General features: G+C 33.2%; 14 protein-coding genes and 1 pseudogene. 6 read left to right on the top strand and 9 right to left on the bottom strand.

From position 1 onward, the window contains the following. Position 1: 1 nt before the first annotated feature. The gene (locus CW751_RS08290; protein WP_133122171.1) at positions 2-994 is read right to left on the bottom strand and encodes an acyloxyacyl hydrolase; all 993 of its coding nucleotides are present in this window, start codon (positions 992-994) and stop codon (positions 2-4) included. Between the two features lie 209 nt (positions 995-1,203). Between CW751_RS08290 and mazG the strand changes: the two genes are divergently transcribed. Together mazG and CW751_RS08280 are read left to right on the top strand one after the other, a co-directional pair. Continuing rightward, complete coding sequence (mazG, locus tag CW751_RS08285; protein WP_101334542.1) at positions 1,204-1,971, top strand: nucleoside triphosphate pyrophosphohydrolase; 768 nt, start codon at positions 1,204-1,206, stop codon at positions 1,969-1,971. 117 nt (positions 1,972-2,088) lie between these two features. Next, positions 2,089-4,443, top strand: coding sequence for a TonB-dependent receptor (locus CW751_RS08280; protein ID WP_101334541.1), 2,355 nt, complete (start codon positions 2,089-2,091; stop codon positions 4,441-4,443). An 837-nt stretch (positions 4,444-5,280) separates the two neighbouring features. Here CW751_RS08280 and CW751_RS08275 read toward each other — a convergent pair. Together CW751_RS08275 and CW751_RS08270 are read right to left on the bottom strand one after the other, a co-directional pair. Then, positions 5,281-6,315, bottom strand: a complete 1,035-nt coding sequence (locus CW751_RS08275) for a T9SS type A sorting domain-containing protein (RefSeq protein WP_101334540.1) — start codon at positions 6,313-6,315, stop codon at positions 5,281-5,283. Between the two features lie 401 nt (positions 6,316-6,716). Continuing rightward, a complete protein-coding gene (locus CW751_RS08270; protein ID WP_101334539.1) occupies positions 6,717-7,766 on the bottom strand; it encodes a T9SS type A sorting domain-containing protein in 1,050 nt (349 codons plus the stop codon). Between the two features lie 121 nt (positions 7,767-7,887). On the opposite strand from CW751_RS08270, the gene CW751_RS08265 reads away from it, so the two are divergent. Continuing rightward, positions 7,888-10,191: an efflux RND transporter permease subunit gene (locus CW751_RS08265; protein ID WP_101334538.1), complete on the top strand. Its 2,304-nt coding sequence runs from the start codon at positions 7,888-7,890 to the stop codon at positions 10,189-10,191. Here the strand turns inward: CW751_RS08265 and CW751_RS08260 are convergent. Beyond that, the gene (locus tag CW751_RS08260; RefSeq protein ID WP_133122170.1) at positions 10,153-11,895 is read right to left on the bottom strand and encodes a putative porin; all 1,743 of its coding nucleotides are present in this window, start codon (positions 11,893-11,895) and stop codon (positions 10,153-10,155) included. The two genes, CW751_RS08265 and CW751_RS08260, sit on opposite strands and share 39 nt — an antisense overlap. A gap of 259 nt (positions 11,896-12,154) precedes the next feature. Between CW751_RS08260 and CW751_RS15660 the strand changes: the two are divergent. Beyond that, positions 12,155-12,262 (top strand): annotated as a pseudogene (locus tag CW751_RS15660) (DUF4372 domain-containing protein); the annotation flags it as partial. Positions 12,263-12,555: 293 nt separating this feature from the next. Here CW751_RS15660 and lysA read toward each other — a convergent pair. The 3 genes from lysA to CW751_RS08240 all read right to left on the bottom strand — a co-directional run bounded on the left by lysA (position 12,556) and on the right by CW751_RS08240 (position 15,810). Then, complete coding sequence (gene lysA / locus CW751_RS08250; protein WP_101334535.1) at positions 12,556-13,692, bottom strand: diaminopimelate decarboxylase; 1,137 nt, start codon at positions 13,690-13,692, stop codon at positions 12,556-12,558. Position 13,693: 1 nt separating this feature from the next. Then, positions 13,694-15,007, bottom strand: coding sequence for an aspartate kinase (locus tag CW751_RS08245; protein ID WP_101334534.1), 1,314 nt, complete (start codon positions 15,005-15,007; stop codon positions 13,694-13,696). Between the two features lie 413 nt (positions 15,008-15,420). Further along, positions 15,421-15,810, bottom strand: a complete 390-nt coding sequence (locus CW751_RS08240; RefSeq protein WP_133122169.1) for a hypothetical protein — start codon at positions 15,808-15,810, stop codon at positions 15,421-15,423. A 170-nt stretch (positions 15,811-15,980) separates the two neighbouring features. Here CW751_RS08240 and CW751_RS08235 point away from each other — a divergent pair, with 170 nt between their 5' ends. Beyond that, positions 15,981-16,439 (top strand): hypothetical protein, encoded by a 459-nt coding sequence (locus CW751_RS08235; RefSeq protein WP_133122168.1) that lies wholly within the window; start codon positions 15,981-15,983, stop codon positions 16,437-16,439. Positions 16,440-16,655: 216 nt separating this feature from the next. Here CW751_RS08235 and CW751_RS08225 read toward each other — a convergent pair whose 3' ends face one another. Then, positions 16,656-17,189 carry a DUF4382 domain-containing protein gene (locus CW751_RS08225; RefSeq protein ID WP_101334530.1) on the bottom strand — a complete coding sequence of 178 codons (534 nt, stop codon included), beginning with the start codon at positions 17,187-17,189 and terminating at the stop codon, positions 16,656-16,658. A gap of 240 nt (positions 17,190-17,429) precedes the next feature. Between CW751_RS08225 and CW751_RS15405 the strand changes: the two genes are divergently transcribed. Continuing rightward, positions 17,430-17,606: an alanine:cation symporter family protein gene (locus tag CW751_RS15405; RefSeq protein ID WP_165779261.1), complete on the top strand. Its 177-nt coding sequence runs from the start codon at positions 17,430-17,432 to the stop codon at positions 17,604-17,606. A gap of 115 nt (positions 17,607-17,721) precedes the next feature. Here the strand turns inward: CW751_RS15405 and CW751_RS15400 are convergent, their stop codons facing one another. Beyond that, complete coding sequence (locus CW751_RS15400; protein ID WP_165779260.1) at positions 17,722-19,443, bottom strand: DUF2207 domain-containing protein; 1,722 nt, start codon at positions 19,441-19,443, stop codon at positions 17,722-17,724.

Raw genomic sequence — 19,443 nt, 5'->3', positions numbered from 1 at the left:
ATTACCAACGATATATTAAACCATATTCAAAATAATCTGCTTTTGCCCAATGTGATTTTATAGAAACATTTGCCCAAATTTTTTCCGTGATTTTAAATCTACCTCCAAATTTATGATACCACATTCCAGCAGGATCAAGCGGATTATAAACATATCTTCCCATGCCTACCAATAATTGAATTTGATGAATTGGAAGTACATAAGCACCATACAATCCAAGTTGAATATTCTTTTCCTTTCCATGATTTCCTCCGTTGTATTTTACAATAGTTGCATTATAAATTACATCTACTCCACCTTCAACAATACATTTGGGCGTAAATTTATAATGTGTATAATTAGTCAAAGCTAAAACACCATGTCTATTTCCACCAGTTGGATAAATTTCTTTTACTGATCCTACCAGTTGTGTATAAAAACGCCAAGATTTTGCCTGTTGCCCTACCCTACCAATAATTGGTTCTTCTAAAAAACGTAAAGGATGAAGAAAATACGTATAATTCAATGATAAATACGGAAGATTAACACCTAAGTTTGGAAGTTTATAAGCACCGTTAGACATGTGTTTCATTCCTATGGCAAAACCAAGACTATGTTTTTGGAACTGTTTTTCAATTTTAAATCCTAAATCAACACAAATATTTATATGAGAACCTATGGCATTATTTTTTGGATTATCTTCAAGATCATACTTTTTGGAGAAATAGGACATTCCTGCACTAAGTTGAGAACCAAAACTAAATCCATTTTTCTTTAAGTAAGGTAGATATAATCCAGTGGTAAGATTTATTGCATTTCCTAAAACTTCAGTGTTTCCAAGATTAAAATAAGAAATACCAGCATGAATTGATGGAAGATTAAAATCATGATGCCATTGTTTTTCTCCGTTTGTTTGAATGACACCTTGCACCCCAACACCATAAGCATGTTGTCTAACTAAATGAGCCATCGTTGACCGATGAGGCATTAAATAACCAACATCAACCGTTCCCATTAAACCATAATTTTGCTTTTGTGTAAACCCAATATTAGGATACAAAAAACAGCTGAGTATCAAAAAGCAGCTTATGGTTTTAAAGAATTGCAATTAATTTGAGTTCTGATGATTAAAATTCTAGACAAATATCGGATTTTAATTTTAATCAACACAAATAAAAAGTTTGAAAGATAGATAAATGCCATTACTTTTGAAAAAAAAGTACAATGGACAAACGTTTAGAAGCATTTGAGAGGTTATTAAATATTATGGACGATTTAAGAGAAAAATGTCCTTGGGATAAAAAGCAAACGCTTTCCTCTTTACGTCATTTAACAATTGAAGAAACTTATGAATTAGCAGATGCAATTATAGACAACGATTTGGATGAATTAAAAGGAGAAATTGGTGATCTTATGTTACACATGGTGTTTTACAGTAAAATTGCTAGTGAAAAAGGCGCTTTTGACATTACAGATGTTCTCAACGGAATTTGCGACAAACTTGTTCACCGTCACCCACACATATACGGCGATGTTGAAGCAACGGATGAAGCAACCGTTAAAGCAAATTGGGAAAAGTTAAAGTTAAAAGAAGGCAAAAAATCAGTTTTAGAGGGTGTTCCTCGTTCTATGCCATCATTGGTAAAGGCTTCAAGGATACAAGAGAAAGTCAAAGGAATTGGATTTGATTGGGACCATCCCGAACAAGTGTTAGAGAAAGTCAATGAAGAACTAGCGGAATTAAAAGTGGAAGTAGATGGAAAAACGGATGCCATTGAAGAGGAATTTGGCGACGTTCTTTTCTCCATGATAAATTACGCTCGATTTATTGGGGTTAATCCGGAAACAGCATTAGAAAAGACCAATAAAAAGTTTATAAAAAGATTTCAAGAAATGGAGAAATTAATTAAAGAAAACGATAAAGGATTTGAAGATATGGAGCTCAAAGAAATGGATGTTTTCTGGAATAAAGCAAAAAATAATGTGGGATAAAATACTCGCTCAATACCATACACTAAACAGAAACCACTTTTTAACGTTTTCATAATTGTAGAAATACAAAAAAGTATTATCTATGCGTAAATATTTGTTAATTTAACTAAAGACATTTTGAATAAAGTATTATTTACATTTTTAATCACAGTTTTAGCCAGTAGTTTGTTTGCCCAAAAAGAATATACTGTCCGTGGTTTTATTTACAATTCTGATAATGGTGAAGCCGCCAGTTACGCTAAGGTTTTGCTGAAACCAGTTATCGGACAATCTTCTGATAATATAAAAGGTTCAACTACCGATTTAGATGGGTTTTTCCAATTTAATGCAGTTAAAGCTGGAGATTTTATCGTTGAAGTAAGGAGTATAGAATATATGAATATCATCGATACGATTGAGGTTGGACAAAAAGAAGTTTTGACGCTCCGCTATGAACTTGTAAAAAGTGATGAAGTTAAAGAAATTGAAGAAGTTTCTATTCTAGGAGAAGACCAATCGAAAAGAAACAAAATTGATATGTCGGTAAACAAACTAGACCAAGAAAGTTTAGAGCGTTTACCTAGTTTTGGTGCGGAAAATGATATTTTAGCTGCATTTTCTGTTACACCAGGAGTAGTGAGCACAGGAGATCAAGGTGGACAATTATACGTTAGAGGTGGTACACCGATTCAAAATAAAATTCTACTGGATGGAATGACAATTTACAATCCATTTCACTCCATTGGTTTTTTCTCTGTATTTGAAACAGAATTAATAAAAAGTGCAGATATTTATACCGGAGGATTTGCTTCAAATTATGGAGGTAGAATATCTTCGATTATGGATATTACCTACAGAGATGGTGATTTAAAAAAGCATGGAGGTCTGGTCTCTGTCTCTCCTTTCATGGGTAAAGCAGTTCTTGAAGGACCTGTATTTAAGAACAAAAATGCTCCTGGAAGTGGAGGCTCTTATATATTCTCTGCAAAACATTCTTTACTAAACTATACCTCTAAAGACCTTTATCCTTATGCAAATGATGGAGATGGATTGCCTTTTACGTTTACTGACATCTACGGTAAATTTACCATTAAAAGTCCGGAAGGAAGTAAATTTTCAGCCTTTGGATTTAGCAATAACGATGCTGTAAACTATACTAATGTAGCTGATTTGAATTGGCAATCTTATGGTGGAGGTATTAATTTCACCTTAGTTCCTACTTCAAATCCAGTTATTATAAAAGGACACTTAAACGCTTCAAATTACGAAATATTCTTTCAGGAAAAAGCAGGACAAGCACCACGTACCAGTAAAATAAACGGATTTGATTTAGGTTTTGACTTTATTTACTTCTTAAAAAATCAATCCGAAATTACTTACGGGATTAATATTGGAGGCTTCTCAACAAATTTCAAAACGTTCAATGAGGTTAATAGAGAAATTAAAATTGAAAACTTCAACACCGAATTAAGTGGTTACTTTAATTACCGCTTAGTTACTGGTAGATGGGTAGTAAATCCAGGAATTAGATTGCAAGCTTATCCTTCTGTTTCAACAGTGGTTCCTGAACCAAGGTTAGGTCTAAAATTTAATGCTACTGAAAACTTTAGACTAAAGATGTCTGGAGGATATTATTCACAAAACTTCACTTCTTCCTCTTCTGATAGAGATGTAGTGACTTTATTTTATGGGTTTTTATCCGCTCCAACCAATGTTCAGTCAAATTTCACACAAGCCAATGGAAAAGAAACACAGCCAGAAAATGGTATTCAAACTGCATGGCATGGAATCTTTGGATTTGAATACGACATTTCACGTCCTTTCACTGTAAACGTTGAAGGGTATTACAAATATTTCCCGAAACTATCTAACATCAACAATAATAAACTGTATGACGATATTCAAGAAAATGCAAACATAGCAGATGTTTACAAAAAAGACTTTTTAATTGAATCAGGAGTTTCTTACGGAATTGATGTGCTTTTAGAGTATAAAAAGAATAGACTTTTCCTTTGGGGAGTTTACTCTTATGGAAAGTCAGATCGATGGGATGGATTTAACACCTACGCGCCAGTTTTCGATAGAAGACATAATGTGAACCTAGTAGCAACCTATTCTTTTTTAAAGGATAAGAGTTTGGAAATAAGTGCTAGATGGAACTTTGGTTCAGGTCTTCCTTTTACACCAACCTCTGGATATTACCAAGGTGAAAACTTTGGAGATGGAGTAACTACTGATTACACAACTTCAAATCCAGCAGATTTAAGTGTGTTATTAGGTGATTTAAATTCAGCAAGATTACCGACTTATCATCGTTTTGATATTACCATCAAAAAGAAATTCGAATTTAAGAACAAGAATGTTTTAGAACTTAAAGGTGGTGTTACCAATATTTATAATAGAGACAATATCTTTTATGTAAACAGAGTAACAAACGATAAAATTTATCAATTACCATTTTTACCAAGTATTGGTTTGAGCTTTGACTTCTAAATGAAAATAAAACTTTTTAAAACAAGGAGTAGAGACTGGCATTAATTGTCAGTCTCTTTTTTTTTGAATATTAATTTGTTACTAAGTAGTATAATGGGTTAATTCCGAACATTACGACTCTAACAATTGCTCAACAAAGTCTGATTAGTAAACCTTTCAATAATACATATACAGAATGAGGCTCTTAATATAAAATGCTTATCAGTTACTTTACCAGTAGTTGAATAAACTATATTATAGAGTACTCTTTTTAAACCTGTGTAAAGGGTGTCATTTATAAAGTTGTAATATGCGATGTTTTGGAATGTGGAACGCTTACCGAAATATCACCATACCAAAGCCGAATTCATGTGATTTTGTATTCCTATTTTTAAACCTGTCATACCTTTAAAATTAAAATTGTGTTTTTAATACAACGAAACTTTAAAGAGGTAAACCTTAACCCGAATTATTCACCAATCTTAAAGTTTAAGAATATTAATACCTGTAAGTCAGTATTTTAACTGTATTTCCTGTAAAATTTGAGAAACCCATTTTTGGGTATTTGTGTATTTGTAAGATTTTGATTTAATTTTGATCTATTCGTCGTTACAAGCCCTGCGAAATATGCATATATTACTTTAGGTCTTGTGCCTAGAATAGATTTAAAATTAAATGCATGAACCGAGCCTGCGAGCTCAACGACTAAAGGAGTTAATAATCCGGGTTAAAAGAAATTATTCAAAATTTTTGCTTTTCAGATTTAGAAAATAGAAGAGCAAAAACAAAATATAGTGCATAAAAAAAGCCTTTCGATATGCGAAAGGCTTTATATATTTTTATTAGTTTTTTAATTACTTACTCAACAATAATTGACTTTGTAATTAAAGCTGCTCCAGATTGGATTTTAACATGATAAATTCCGTTTTCTAAATCAGATACATCTAAGGTATTTGTTTTACCATTTATAGTTGAAGTCTTTACCGCTCTTCCCATTCCATCATAAACTACTAAATCTGCAGTTTTCACTTCGTTTGGCAGTATGATATTCATTAGGTTGGATACAGGGTTAGGATACAACTTTGCAGCTTCCAATGCTTCTTGGTCAATGGAAGTGGTCATAATATCCTTACTCATTACAACATTGTATTCTGTTCGTGGTTCTGGCGCACCATCACGACCAAACATTAAATAAGAGTGTGTAAAAATAGGAAGGTTACTAACGGTATGGTCATAATATTCATATTGTGTATGAATAGCAATCCAGTCTCCTAGTAAGCCTGTTTCAATAACTATCGTATCGGTGATAAAATAACGAATAACGTTTTCATATTCACCCATTGCGCCCATTTTCAAAGTCCCTTTTCCATCAACTTTAGTTGTAATTAAACCTCTTGCAGGCACGGTTTGCTCTGTTGAATTAATGGTCATTGTTGCGGTTCCTTTGATGCTATCACTAATTTCATCTCCAACATCAAAAGGATAAGAATAATATTTTCCTTCATCTGTATCAAGATTTAGAATTAAGTCGCCATTTTGAGCATCTTTGTAAACAACACCTTGACTATTTCTCTCTATTTGATCATCAGTAATAAATGTTACTAATTGACCTTCAACTTCTATGGCTTTGTCTGAAGCTGTAAAAGTTGTTTCGTAAGGTGTATCAGCAACTGTTTTCACATCAATTAATCGTTGCTCTTCGTTGTAATCTATTAGGTTGGAATAATCCCATGTAACCCCCGTTCCCGTAACACTCGCATAATTTTGAGCAGAGCTGTCCACTAAATAAAGAAAAATACTGTCTTTGACTTGTGGTGCATTTGAAGGATTAAACTGGGCAATTGAGATGCTTGATAATAGGATAGTTGAAACTGTTAGTAATTTTTTAATCATAATTTTGATATTGGTTAAATATTAAGTTCATGACAAACATACTATTAATTTGATGCTTAAAAAACTTTAATAACTCAAATCCTTTATTTTAACAATATTAAACGACTTAACAGTAACAATTTCAATCAACACAAAAAAGAGTTTAGTCCTAAAAGAATGTTCAGGATATAAAGCATAAAAAAGCCTGTAATTGAATTACAGGCTTTTTAAAAAATTAAATACTTATCGGATACTTTACGAGTAAATATATCTAAGTCATCAATCATGTAAAAAAACGATTAACTGACAAGATCCTTCACAAATTGCACTTTCCAACCAGTTGAAAAGAGTGCTCTATATTGTAGTTTATTAAACTACTGATAAAGTTGCCGATAAGCTTTAAAAATTATTTGTCGGGTATTTTACTCCACAACGATGCTCTTAGTTGTTTTAAACATATCATTTGAGATATGAATCAAATAAACTCCTTGTTGGTAGCTTGATGTTGAAACTTTTAAAGGTCCATTTACATTCGTATATGCATCTATATGTCTTCCTGCTGCATCAGTAATCTTGATATCAGCTTTCTCTACATTACTCGGCAAATCGATGTTCATTACACCTTTTGCTGGATTAGGGTAAATTACTGTTTGCTCTAATTCATTTTTAACTAAACCAACATTTGCTGCTGGATTATCAAGTGATAGCACGAGCTTGTTTTCTGTTGGAGAAATTACTCCACCCTCAGGAGCAACGATTATGGTTGTATGAACAAATAGCGGCAAACTGTTATTTGCTAAATCGTAATACTCATATTGTGCACGATAAATATTCACATCAATCGTACCCATAAACCCTGTACTTACATCCTTCATCACAATGGTATCGATAAGCGAGTACCGTAAAACATTTGTGTAATCATTATTAGCTAATTTCAAAGTTCCTTGCCCATCCACCTTTGCATGTAATTCACCTAAAACTAACACATTCTGGGCACCATTAAAATTAAAAGATGCATGTCCTATAAAGCTATCAACAACGGCATCTCCTAAACCCATTGGATAAACGTGTGTTGTTGCATCTACTGAATCAAACTGAACGATTACATCACCTAAATTTGGTTCTGAAAAAACAAATCCCTGACTCAATCTTTCTGCAGCAGAACTGATAGAATAGCTCATCGTTAATCCTTCTACTTCTAAAGCTTCAACTGAAATAGGATAAAGAGCTGCTTCTGCCGTACTTGATGCGTCAAATACCGTTAAGTTTCTCGCATCATCATTATATCCGGCATAAGTACTATAGTCCCATACAGCACCGCTTCCAACTTCTGTCGCCATATTAGGTGCAGATTCATCAATTAAATACAAAGTTGTTCCATCTCCTTGAACTGGTTTATTAGCATCTGTAAATTGAGCAGAAGCAGATAAACCGATAATTAATGAAAACCCAAAAAGTAAATTTCTTTTCATAATAATAGTTTTAAATATACATTCAAAAGTAACGATTTTTTTTAAATACTAAGGACAAATAAACAAAAGGAACCTTTAAACGTTATCTTTGCATTCTATAACGTACAAAAAGCATTTAGGGTTGGAAAAAAATTTAAAAAGAATTGCTTATGCCGCTATCACTTCTGTTCTTCTGATAACCGCATTTTTTGCTTTTCAACTTCCGAATACACAACTCAATTATAATTTTGAAGAATTCTTTCCTGCAGAAGATGAGGAAACCAGCTTTTTCTTTGAACATAGGGCTTTATTTGAATCTGATAATGACTTTTTATTGATTGCAATAGAAAGAGAGGATGGGATTTTTAATCGTGCTTTTTTAAATAAAGTCAATCAATTCGCTAAAACACTAGACACACTTCCCAATGTTCTTTTTACCAGAGACATAACCCATGAAAAAGAGAGTTTTATTTATACAGGTGGTAGACGAGGTGAACGACCGTACATTCATTTAGACTCCTCCAACTATCACCAAGACTCGATTCATATTTTTAAAAATAAGGAATTAATCAACACCATGGTTAATGCCGAAGGAACCGCACTTACCGTATTTTTAAGACATAAAGATTACCTGAGCAAAGCAAAAAGTGAACAATTGGTAGCAGATGTCAAAGCAGTTACAAAAACCTATGATTTTGAAAGTGTTCGCATGGCTGGAAGAACTGTTGGCCAATTATTTTATATCGATACCATGATTACAGAAATGACAACCTACGTCTCTATGAGTATTGTTTTGGTGATTATTTTCCTTATTGTCGCTTTTAAATCACTTTGGGGATTAATGGTTCCTCAGATTGTAATCGTTGGCTCCATGATATGGATTGTTGGTTTTATGGCGTTAATTGAGAAACCCATCAATATCCTACTCATTGTATTGCCTTCCATAATGTTTGTAGTGGCAATGTCTGATGTCATTCATCTCATTTCGAAATATCTTGAACTGTTAAGAACGGGAAAACCAAAAACTACAGCCATAAAAATAGCATTTAAAGAAATTGGTATGGCTACTTTTCTTACCTCTCTAACGACTTCCATAGGCTTCTTCTCTTTACTTTTTGTGAATGTTATTCCCATTCAAGATTTCGGGTTGTACACAGGAATGGGTGTGCTCTTTGCTTTTGTTTTGACTTATGCCTCCCTCCCTGCTCTATTTTATCTTACGAAAGTCCCTGAAGTTGGGAAAAGAACAGATAGAAATTTTTGGAAACCCATCATGCGGAAAGTGTTTTTGTTTACGTTAAAAAAGAGAAAACTCATTCCAATAATTAGCATTTTAGCTATTCTATTGTTTGCGTATGGTGCTTCCAAAATTGTAGTGAATAATTTTATTATGGATGACATTAGTCAAGATAGTAAGGTCAAACAAGATTTTGATTATTTTGACGATCGATTTGGAGGTGTGCGTCCTTTTGAGTTGGCCATTGTATTAAAAGACAGTTCGAAAAGTATATGGAATGCAGAGCGATTAAATGAAATTGAGCAAATTGAACAGTATTTAATCAATGAATATGGAGTGAGTATAAATACTTCATTAACACGGTACATTTCTGTTTTACATCGTGCCTCACATGCAGGAAATGCAGAAAAATTTTATGTCCCCGAAAAACAATCGACCATACGAAAGTATAAACGCATGCTTAAAATCGCTGATCAAGGAAAGTTTATTCGTTCTGTCTTAGATTCTACTGAAAATACGACTCGAATTAATGGCGGTGTTCCTGATTGGGGAAATATAAAAGCAACAGAAAAAAATAAGGCTTTTAACGCTTTTATCCAGCAAAACAAATTAAATGAACACCTTAATGTACACGTAACGGGAACTGCAGAGCTCCTCGACAGAAATATGAGTTATATGTCTTCGAGTTTGGTAGAAGGATTATCTTTTGCAATAATTGTTGTCTCTATTTTAATGGCTTTACTTTACAGGTCTTTTAGAATGTTAATTATTTCCATAATCCCCAACATTATTCCTTTGATTGTAATTGCTGGAGTGATGGGCTTTTTTGATATCAATTTAAAAATAACTACAGCAATAGTTTTTACCATTTCATTTGGAATTGCAATTGATGACACAATTCATTTTCTAAGTAATTTTAAACTTGAATTACGCCGCGGCAAGTCTAAACTATATGCTTTAAAAAGCACTTTTTTAGGAACAGGTAAAGCCATTGTTTTAACTTCAGTAATTCTTATTGGTGGATTTAGTATGCTATTAATGTCAAGCTTTATGGGAACCTTCTATATGGGATTAATGATTTGTATAACCTTAGTAATTGCAGTACTTTCAGATTTATTTATTCTACCTCTTCTACTTTTATACTTTTATCCTGGCCCAAAGAAAAAGCAACTAATTAAAGAAATCCCAAGTGATTCCCAAACGAATTAGCATAGGCATTATTGGATAATCTCTATCAATTCTATGGGTTGATTCTTGAAACAGATAGGAAATATTTTCTCCTTTAACAAAAAACCTAAATTCATCAATAGACAAAGCCATAAAAGCATTTAATTGAAATAATTCAGGGGTTTTGATTCCCGTTGAAGTTGGTTCATAGAGATCCAAAACACCATTGTAAGTCATAAATTGATATCCCGTATGGTAACCTAAATCGACACCTAAGGAAACGCCTAATTTTTGCGCTTTAAACAATTTCGTTGTAAATGCAATTCTATTCAAAGTAGAGAATAAAGGTTGGTAATTGAAGTTACTGGCATTAAAACGAATAGTCGCTTTCGGATAAAAAGACCATTGTCCTAAGTTGAAACGACCTTTTAAATGAAACGCCCCTACCGAAACAAAATCCAGTGTATCTTGACGCCATGTTCCATCTATAAAATAGCGACCGTTATTGATATTGGTCCAATTAACACGTGCTTCAACGTAATTTGTATCTCCATATCTTACACTACCCGAAAGTTGAAGCTTTTGTTGCATTTCGAGATTACTAATATTCCATTGATAGTAATTCGCTTGATGAAATCGCTGATAAGGCGTAGGATACAAATTTTCAAAATTGAGGTTTCCATTTACATTCAAATTGGAAAGCACCTCATAATTGAGGGTTGCATAATTTTTAATTTCACCTGTTGCACCGATTAAATTAAAATAAAATTCATTTTGTAAACGCAGTTGCTCCCCTATTCCTGCATTTAAAAGAGAATGCAAAAATACTTCATTGGTGTCTCTATTGTTTCCTAAGTTTTGATTTCTCCAATAGCGATGATTTAAACTTGCATCAAAAGAAAAGTTTGGCGAACTAAAATAAATTCCCGCACCATTTGAGATCTTAGCTGTTTGATATTGGTCTCGGGTGGTTCCTGTTGTATCAATAAAAAATGTATCAACGCTATTCATATCTACAGCTTGATCATAAAATTCACGTCCACGAATACTGTATTGGTGTCTTGTTTTTAAACCTGAACCTATAATGGAATCACCGATTAGACGTAGATAGTTGTTCCATTTGATATCTAATTTTCGTATTTTAGATTTCGCATTTTCACGCTTAACCGGAATGAGGTTCAATTCAAAGACGTCCAATAAAGAATCAGAAGCTAATCCATCATTTTCACCTAACTCGTGCGCACCATAATAAGCTTCTAAATGAGTCGAGTATCGATTTTTTTGGTGAAAAAACTGCAAACTAACATCGTTTAATTTGTAATCTCCACTTCGTAGAAATCCATTACTACTTCTGCGTCTATATTGAAAATGTAAATGTGTATTGGTTTTAAAGAATTGCTGATACTCAACATTCAAATCTTGTGTCAACGAAGAGCCGAAAGCGTATTTGAATCCTAGGTAGGGCAAGCCTGTAAACTTGGGTTTTACTTTAATTGGTGAAGTGAGGTAGGCAAAACCTGCTGGACTTAAAAATGTATGATCAGCGAGATTAAACTCATGTAAATTTCCAAAGCCTCCACCAGGTCTTAAATTATAATTCCCTATAAAATCATCAATTTGATCTAAAGTATTCCCACCCGAACGATAATCAATCTCAAGTGAATCCATGGTTTGAAAAAACAATTCTTTCTGACCAAAAATAGCAAAGGAGAAAACAGACAAGTATATAGTTAATAGTTGCTTCACTTCACGGTTTTAATTATTGGTACTGCCATAGATTTAATTCAGTGAACAAATTTATGATTTTAACCTTAATAGAGGAAGTTTAGCAGTATAATTTTAAATGATGCGTTGTGAAAATTTATTTTCCGGTAAAGTTCAACTATTCGAAAGTTTTATTTTTTAAATATTTTCTTAGAAACTTGCTTGTCAGTGCCAACAATATTTAACATCACAACTATCCGAAAGTTTTTAAAGTAAAATAGTCCCTTATCTTTGTAGATCACAACAATACCAAAGCGACAAAGGTCATTCTAAATACAGGACTTACGACCAGTTAGTTTCTTTATTGTTCGGACAGCTGAATAAATGCCATACTTTAGAGGACATATCTATTAGAATTTGTTTACCCTTTTATTTGTCTTTAGATTATGTGATGAATAATATCAAACCAATAGCTCAAAAAGCAGAAAAACCTCCACCTAAACCTGATCTGTGGAAATCCACACAACTTAATCTATTTTAAAAAGAGGACTTTATTTCTTGACTTTTAAAAAGCACCCTTTGAAAACAAAGGGATATAGCGATTTATTGACTAGATTTGAAAAACTTTCGGATGAATGTGTTTTGGATAATAAACACAAAACTAAGTAAATAGTTTGAAAGGATAGGGATGAATATTAAGGACTATAAATACACCACTGGATTCTGTTCGCGAAGATTGTATTTGGAAGCCATAACCTCTCCGTATGCACCAGTGCTGTGAATTTTAATATAATCCCCACGTTTGGTTTCTTGCAATTCGATTTTCTTCCCAAAACAGTCAGAGGATTCACAAATTGGACCAACAACATCATAAAACTCTAGAGAACTAGAAGAAGAAGTTAAGTTTTCAATGTGATGATAAGCTTGGTATAAAGCGGGACGTATTAGCTCTGTCATTCCTGCGTCAAGAATTACAAAATTGGTTTTAATTCCATTTTTTACATACAGAACTTTTGAAATTAAGCTTCCACAATTACCAACCAAAGACCTACCTAACTCGAAGTGTATTTCTTGGTGTGGTCGAGGCTCTAAAAACTGATTGAAAACCCCGAAGAACAACTCGAAATCGGGGATTGGACTTTCTTCAGGATTTTGATAGTCAATACCTAATCCACCACCTAAATTAAGGTGTTGAATGTGAATGTTTCGCTCTAAAAACCAATTATTAAACTCATTTACTCGAATACACAAGTTTTTAAAAGGAGTCATAGAGGTAATTTGAGAACCAATATGAAAGTGAAGACCCGTAACTTCAATGTTTTTAAAGTTAGGAAGTTGTTCTATCAAACTTTCTAATTCCCAACCGTTAATTCCAAACTTATTTTCTTCTAAGCCAGTGGTAATGTGCTTATGCGTTTTTGCATCAACATTTGGATTGAGTCTTAAAGCTATTTTGGCTACTTTATTCTGTTTCTCAGCTATTTCATTGATAACTTCTATTTCTTGTATGGATTCACAGTTAAAAGAAAAGATATCATGTTCTAATCCGATTAAAATCTCTTCATCTGATTTTCCCACGCCAGCAAAAGCAATTTGAGTAGGAGAGAAACCCATTTCAAGTGCTTTTAATACTTCATTTCCACTCACGCAATCAGCACCAAGTCCTTTTTCCTGAATTAATTTCAATATGCGATCGTTGGTATTTGCCTTTAGAGCATAATGTATGTGATAATTGTGCTTTTCAGCATTTAACTTGGCTGTGTCTAAAGTGTTTTCTAAGAACTCCAAATCATATAAATAGAAAGGAGTTTTGTGTAGAATAAGTTCCTCTACTTTCATGTTATTTTTGATTAAAAAGTCCGTTATTCAATGCTACTAAAGCCTCTTTTTTGTACTTAGTTTCTATGACTATAGAGACATTGTGTTGACTTCCACCATAAGAAACCATACGGATAGGAATGTGCTCTAAACTGTCAAATATTTTGCCGCCAGCACCTTTGGACTCATGAGAAAAGTTACCCACTACACAAACAATAGAAAGTTCTTTTTGAATAGAGACTTCACCTAAGCTTTTTAACTCCTCATAAATAGCTTCAAGGTTTGAATTATCGTCAATTGTAAGAGATACAGCTACTTCAGAAGTAGTAATAACATCGATTGGAGTTTTATAACGTTCAAAAATATCAAAAATCTTCCTTAAAAATCCGTAGGCTAATAGCATTCGGCCTGAAATGATTTTAATGGCTGTTATCCCATCTTTAGCAGCGACTGCTGTGAATTCTCTTTCGCCTACCGTCTGTTCAATTTTTGTCCCTTTCTGTTCAGGTTGCATTGTATTCTTAAGGAAGATTGGAATTCCACTAAGTTTAGCAGGATAAATACTCGCAGGGTGTAAAATTTTTGCTCCAAAATAGGCTAACTCTGCTGCTTCATTGTAAGAAAGATGCTCTATAGAATAAGTGTTGTCAACAATTCTTGGATCATTGTTGTGCATACCATCAATATCTGTCCAAATTTCAATTTCACTGGCTTGAATCGCTTCTCCTATTAAGGCAGCAGTATAGTCACTACCTCCTCGTTTAAGGTTGTCTATTTCACCAAACACACTTCTACAAATGTAGCCTTGTGTAATGTAGAGGCTTGCTTTACAGAACTTTAGTTCTCGTTCTAAATTGTGTTTAATATAGTATGTATCAGGCTCTAAATCTTTATCAATTCTCATGAATTCTAAAGCAGGAAGTAAACAAGAGTGGATGCTAACTTCTTCTAAATAAAGCTGAAATAAAGCTGTTGAAAGTAATTCACCTTGTGCTAAAATTGTCTTTTCTTCATGAATCGTAAATAAGTCTTGAGTAAAAGAATTGATATGGCTGAAATGATGTTTGATTATCTCTTCAGCTTTTGAATATTGGTCTTTATTAGCCAGTAATCCTTTTATGTAGGCTAAATATTGAACTTTTAAATCCTGAATAATCACTTTTGCTTCAGTGTGTTCTTTCTTGTACAGCAGTTGTGCTATTTCAGTTAATGTATTTGTTGTACCGCTTATTGCAGATAGAACCACGATTGCATTTTCTTTTGCTACTATTTCAGCAACTTGTTTCATCCTTTCAGGAGTCGCCAAAGAAGTACCACCAAACTTTATTACCTTCATAATATATTAAATATTTAACAAAAGTAATATTTTTTTAACAAAGAAGTGGTAAGTTTAAAAAAAGATTTAAAAAAGCCAATTAAATCGAGGAGGAGAGATGGTTATCCAAGTTTTATGATTAAAAAGTAAAATTCTAGATATTAAAAAGAGAGAGTATGAAAAAGCAGTAACTACTAATGTCTCTATAATTCGATGATTAAAATTATTCCTAGAGCATTCAACTTCCCTAGCTTTTGCTTGTTATCAGTTTCTAAGTCAGGATTTATTTTGAATTTACTTAGGTCAAATTGAAGTCCGTAATTAAAACCAACACTAAAACGGTTAGAAACTCGATATGCTAGGCCAAATCCCAGTTGGGCACCATAATTCCAACCATTATAGTTGTTTTTTTGCGAATTATTTAAATACTCATACTAGTCTTTTAGAATAGTTTGAGCATAAAACCCAAAGCTTGGAGCTACTCTGAAGTTGTCTGAAATATTATACTCTAAAACAGCAAGTAAAGGGATTTTAAGCAGTATTCTTTCGTGATGGAAGTAACCAATGGTATCAAAACTATTTCCAGAAAGTTGATTAACTCCAACTCCTGTAGCCAATCCAAAGCGATGTGTTATTCTATAATTTAATTGAAGATCCGAACTGTTACTGTTCATATTGTAATTTACATCCTTGTCATTTTCTAGTACTCCAAAACCAATGTTACCATAAGCAAGTATGTTAAAATCATAGTGCTTTATTTGTGCATGTGCGACATTGACCATCCAAAGAAAGATAAACAATAATAAGAACTTAATTTTATTCATCGTTTTGATATTCTGGTCATAATATACTTATTCGTCTTTTAAATGACAATAGTACGTTGTTGTCAACACAATTTTAGATACCAAGACTTGTTCGTATGTAAATCGTGTTCAATTAGAACTCTTTTTATGAAAACAAGTCATCGTTCACGGACTTTCAAACACAACACCTTTTGAAAAATATACGTTTACTACTGATCATTTCACTATTGCTAACTTTGGGTGCATTAGCTGTATTGATTTACCAAACCAACCATAAGAAAAGACTGATTAAAGAAGATTTGATCGAAATTTCTGACATAAAATACGGTTTATTTAATGTGGATGAGTGGCCCGATATTGTTTCTGAGATAATTGCCAAAAAAATTGATGAACTAGAAGTTCAAGGAAAAGACAAAGTCAAATTAGAAAAGAAAATAGCAGACTTCCTTCACGATGTTATTCATGATTTTGAAAAAGATTACTACGATAAAAACAGGAATAGTTTTTCAGGTATAATAAAAAACATTGACGCTTCGGCTTTCGATATATTCGGCTCAATGAAAATTAGAATTCCAGAATTCTCTAAGCAAATTGTTGAATTTCTTGACGACCCTGAAAACAAAAAACTTAAAAGCATACATCACTGCTAAAATCAATGAGTATGCTGAAAACACCTTTTCTGAAGTCGATTATTCAGCCCACAAAGCGGTATTGAAAAAGTACCCGTGGGGAGATCGTCCTGCAACTATCGCGGGGCTAAGAACTTTGCTTAATGATATTCAAGAGCAATCAAACTTGTACAAATACATTTTGGCGGTAATTGCCGTAATAACAGCAGTATTTATCTTTTTCTGGCTTGTTTTTTTTTAAGGTACGTAAGTAACATCAGCTACTTTAATGACTGGTTTTAATTTGTATTCACCGTTTCCAGTTTCTACAATTGAACTTCCTGCGTCAAAATCTAAAGTCACTACCATCGTTTGATTGGCCAGAACTTCAGAGTTCAAATTAATTTTCAATCCTGTTTTGTCTTGACTTGAAAGCAACAAAGGATGTTGAACGCTAACCGAGTCAATTACCTCAACAGCATAGTTATTTCCTCCAAGTACAAGCCTCATCTGATTGATTTTCCCTGTTGGCAAAGATGTTGGATCTGCAAGGACATCCGTTACACCATTTTGCAATTGCAACAAATCATAGAATCCTGTATTGGCATTCAATTCGACCCAGCCTCCTGAATAATGAGCCCAAACTTCTGTAATGTTTACATTCACTTCTGTGAAATCAGCTGGTGCATCCGTTAATAGGACTTTAAGCTGACCCTGTTCTTCCTTCTTACATGCAAAAGTCAATGCTAAAATAAACAATGCAGGCACTAAAAATTTTATGATCTTCTTCATAATTTTATGTTTTATAGTTTTTGATTTCGAATACCAAGCTAATGAAAAACAAGCTCACCTCCTATTCTCTTAGGATAATTTAACGATAAAAATTCACAGAAACAATACTCAGCTTTAAATTCTAAAATCAACAATTTATATATGGTCCAACTCAAGAAAATATGGAGACACCTTGGGTGGGTTTAGCAATATCATTATTTTGTAATTTTTGACAAAAAACAATGAAATTTCAAACTTTTTATGACAAAATACAGTCTTTTATCGCTTTTTATGATGATTTTAGCCATGTCCTTTCCTAATATAATTGGACTTTACATTATGGCTCCAGAAATCAATGCAGATATGAAGGCGTATTGGCAGAAGTTAAAGGATGGAAAATTGTATATCAATCCTCAGTATTTAAAGACCAAGGAGTAAATACACTTTGCTCAATGTGAATTACGGAACAGGAGTTAATCATTAAAAGCAGGAAGCTGGTACAAAATATCAAGGTTATTGCTCAAGCACAACACATTGATTGAGAATGTAGAAGCTACCAACCTCCTCCTCCACCTCCTCCAGCGCCACCACCAGAGAAGCCACCACTAGAGCCACCTCCGGATCTGCTCGAAGCAATTGAACTTTTCTGAGATGATGCAGCAACTGAAGAAACTGAGGAGATAGCTCCTAAAGCAACTGAAGAAGAAGTAAATCGGCCTATACGACTACTCGTTTTAAAACCATCATCCAGCACCTCAGCCGGGAAGTGTTGGCTCCACTTTTCAGACTGTCCAAATGCAATAGCATAAGGAAGGTTTTCTTCATAACAAGTAAAGTTCATATCAGGTTGATTCAAAGCGTTAATTCTTAATTCATCCGCATACTTTATAAACCTTTCAAAACCCAAAATATGATCCAACACCTGTCTACCTCGAACTGTAGGGCGATAAATTAGCTTCATAAAAACAATCATAATAACGATCAAAGAAACAAACACTAAAGGCATTGTCCACCCTGGCCCACCAAACACATTAAAAGTATATAACATCAAAATAAAGCTGCTAAATAAGATGATTATTTGAGGTAAAATGAGTCCACTATTCTTTTTATAAAAAACTCCTTTTTGCTTTTTTTCTATGTCCTTTATCAATTGTTTAAAAGCAAGACTAATTCGTTTATCTGTTTTACCACTTATTGTTATTGAATTAGCTCCTTTCATCAATTTAGATAAGAAGTTCTCTTCAATTTCGTTCAACTCTTTTTTATCTTTGTTATCCTCTATAAGCTCTACAGTAAATGATTTTTTTTTAAACCAACCACGCCCTTCGTCACCATTTGAATTGATTTTCACATGCCCTTTAACGGCCAATTGAATTAACTGAGCTGCGAATATATTTTTATCTGGTTTTGCCTTATTTTTTAAATATGATAGCTCAGCAGGACTCATATTCTCTGGAGGGTAAAATTGCGGAATAATAGTTCCCTCTTTTGGATCTTTTCCGAACTTTAACCACAATAAAAAGTTAATCAGAAATGATAAAACAAGAGCAAGACCTCCAATTAAAAAAAGTCCTTTATCTCTATAAAAGTAATTTACCCTTTGATTAAATGATGCAGGAGTCATAAAGCTGCTTTCAAAATCAATTGAAAACGTTAGGTTTTCATTGCGACCTAAATTTGTACAATAAAAAGTATGTGCAGATTCATTTATAGCGTAAGACTCAAAATCTTCACTCTCCTCAGAACCGTATTTACCTACCCATGCATTGAAGTTCTCTATTTTGGAATTATTTGGTAAATAAACTTTAGCAACTAAAGAATCTATTCTTAAATCCCAATCATTTCCATTGACATTCCACATTAATTCACAGCTGCTGTTTTTATCGTCACAAACAACACTTCTATCTAATTCATAAACAATTTCATAAACATGCCTTCCAGGGTCGATCATAAAATTTTTTTGTCCAACCATTATTCGAAGTCCACCCTCATAAGACTCAATGAAATATGGCTCTGGATACCCATTTCGCATAACATCAACAACCTTCAATTTTTGTCTTCTTCTCTCGTCATTTACATAGAAGTCTAAGGGAATTGCTCTATAAATCCCACTTTTTATCCTAGCATTATGAACTTCTACCGAGATTTTCTCATGCACAATTACACTTCCATCCTCTTGAATTTTAATATCACTTTCAAAAACATGGATCTTTTCGGTCTGTGCCGAGAGATTATATGAAATAAGCAATAAAAATAGTAGTAATAGTCGTTTCAT

Source organism: Brumimicrobium salinarum (assembly GCF_002844555.1).
Lineage (GTDB): Bacteria > Bacteroidota > Bacteroidia > Flavobacteriales_D > Crocinitomicaceae > Brumimicrobium > Brumimicrobium salinarum.
The sequence above is the reverse complement of the archived record's forward strand: the minus strand, read 5'-3'. Positions and strand labels throughout refer to the sequence as shown.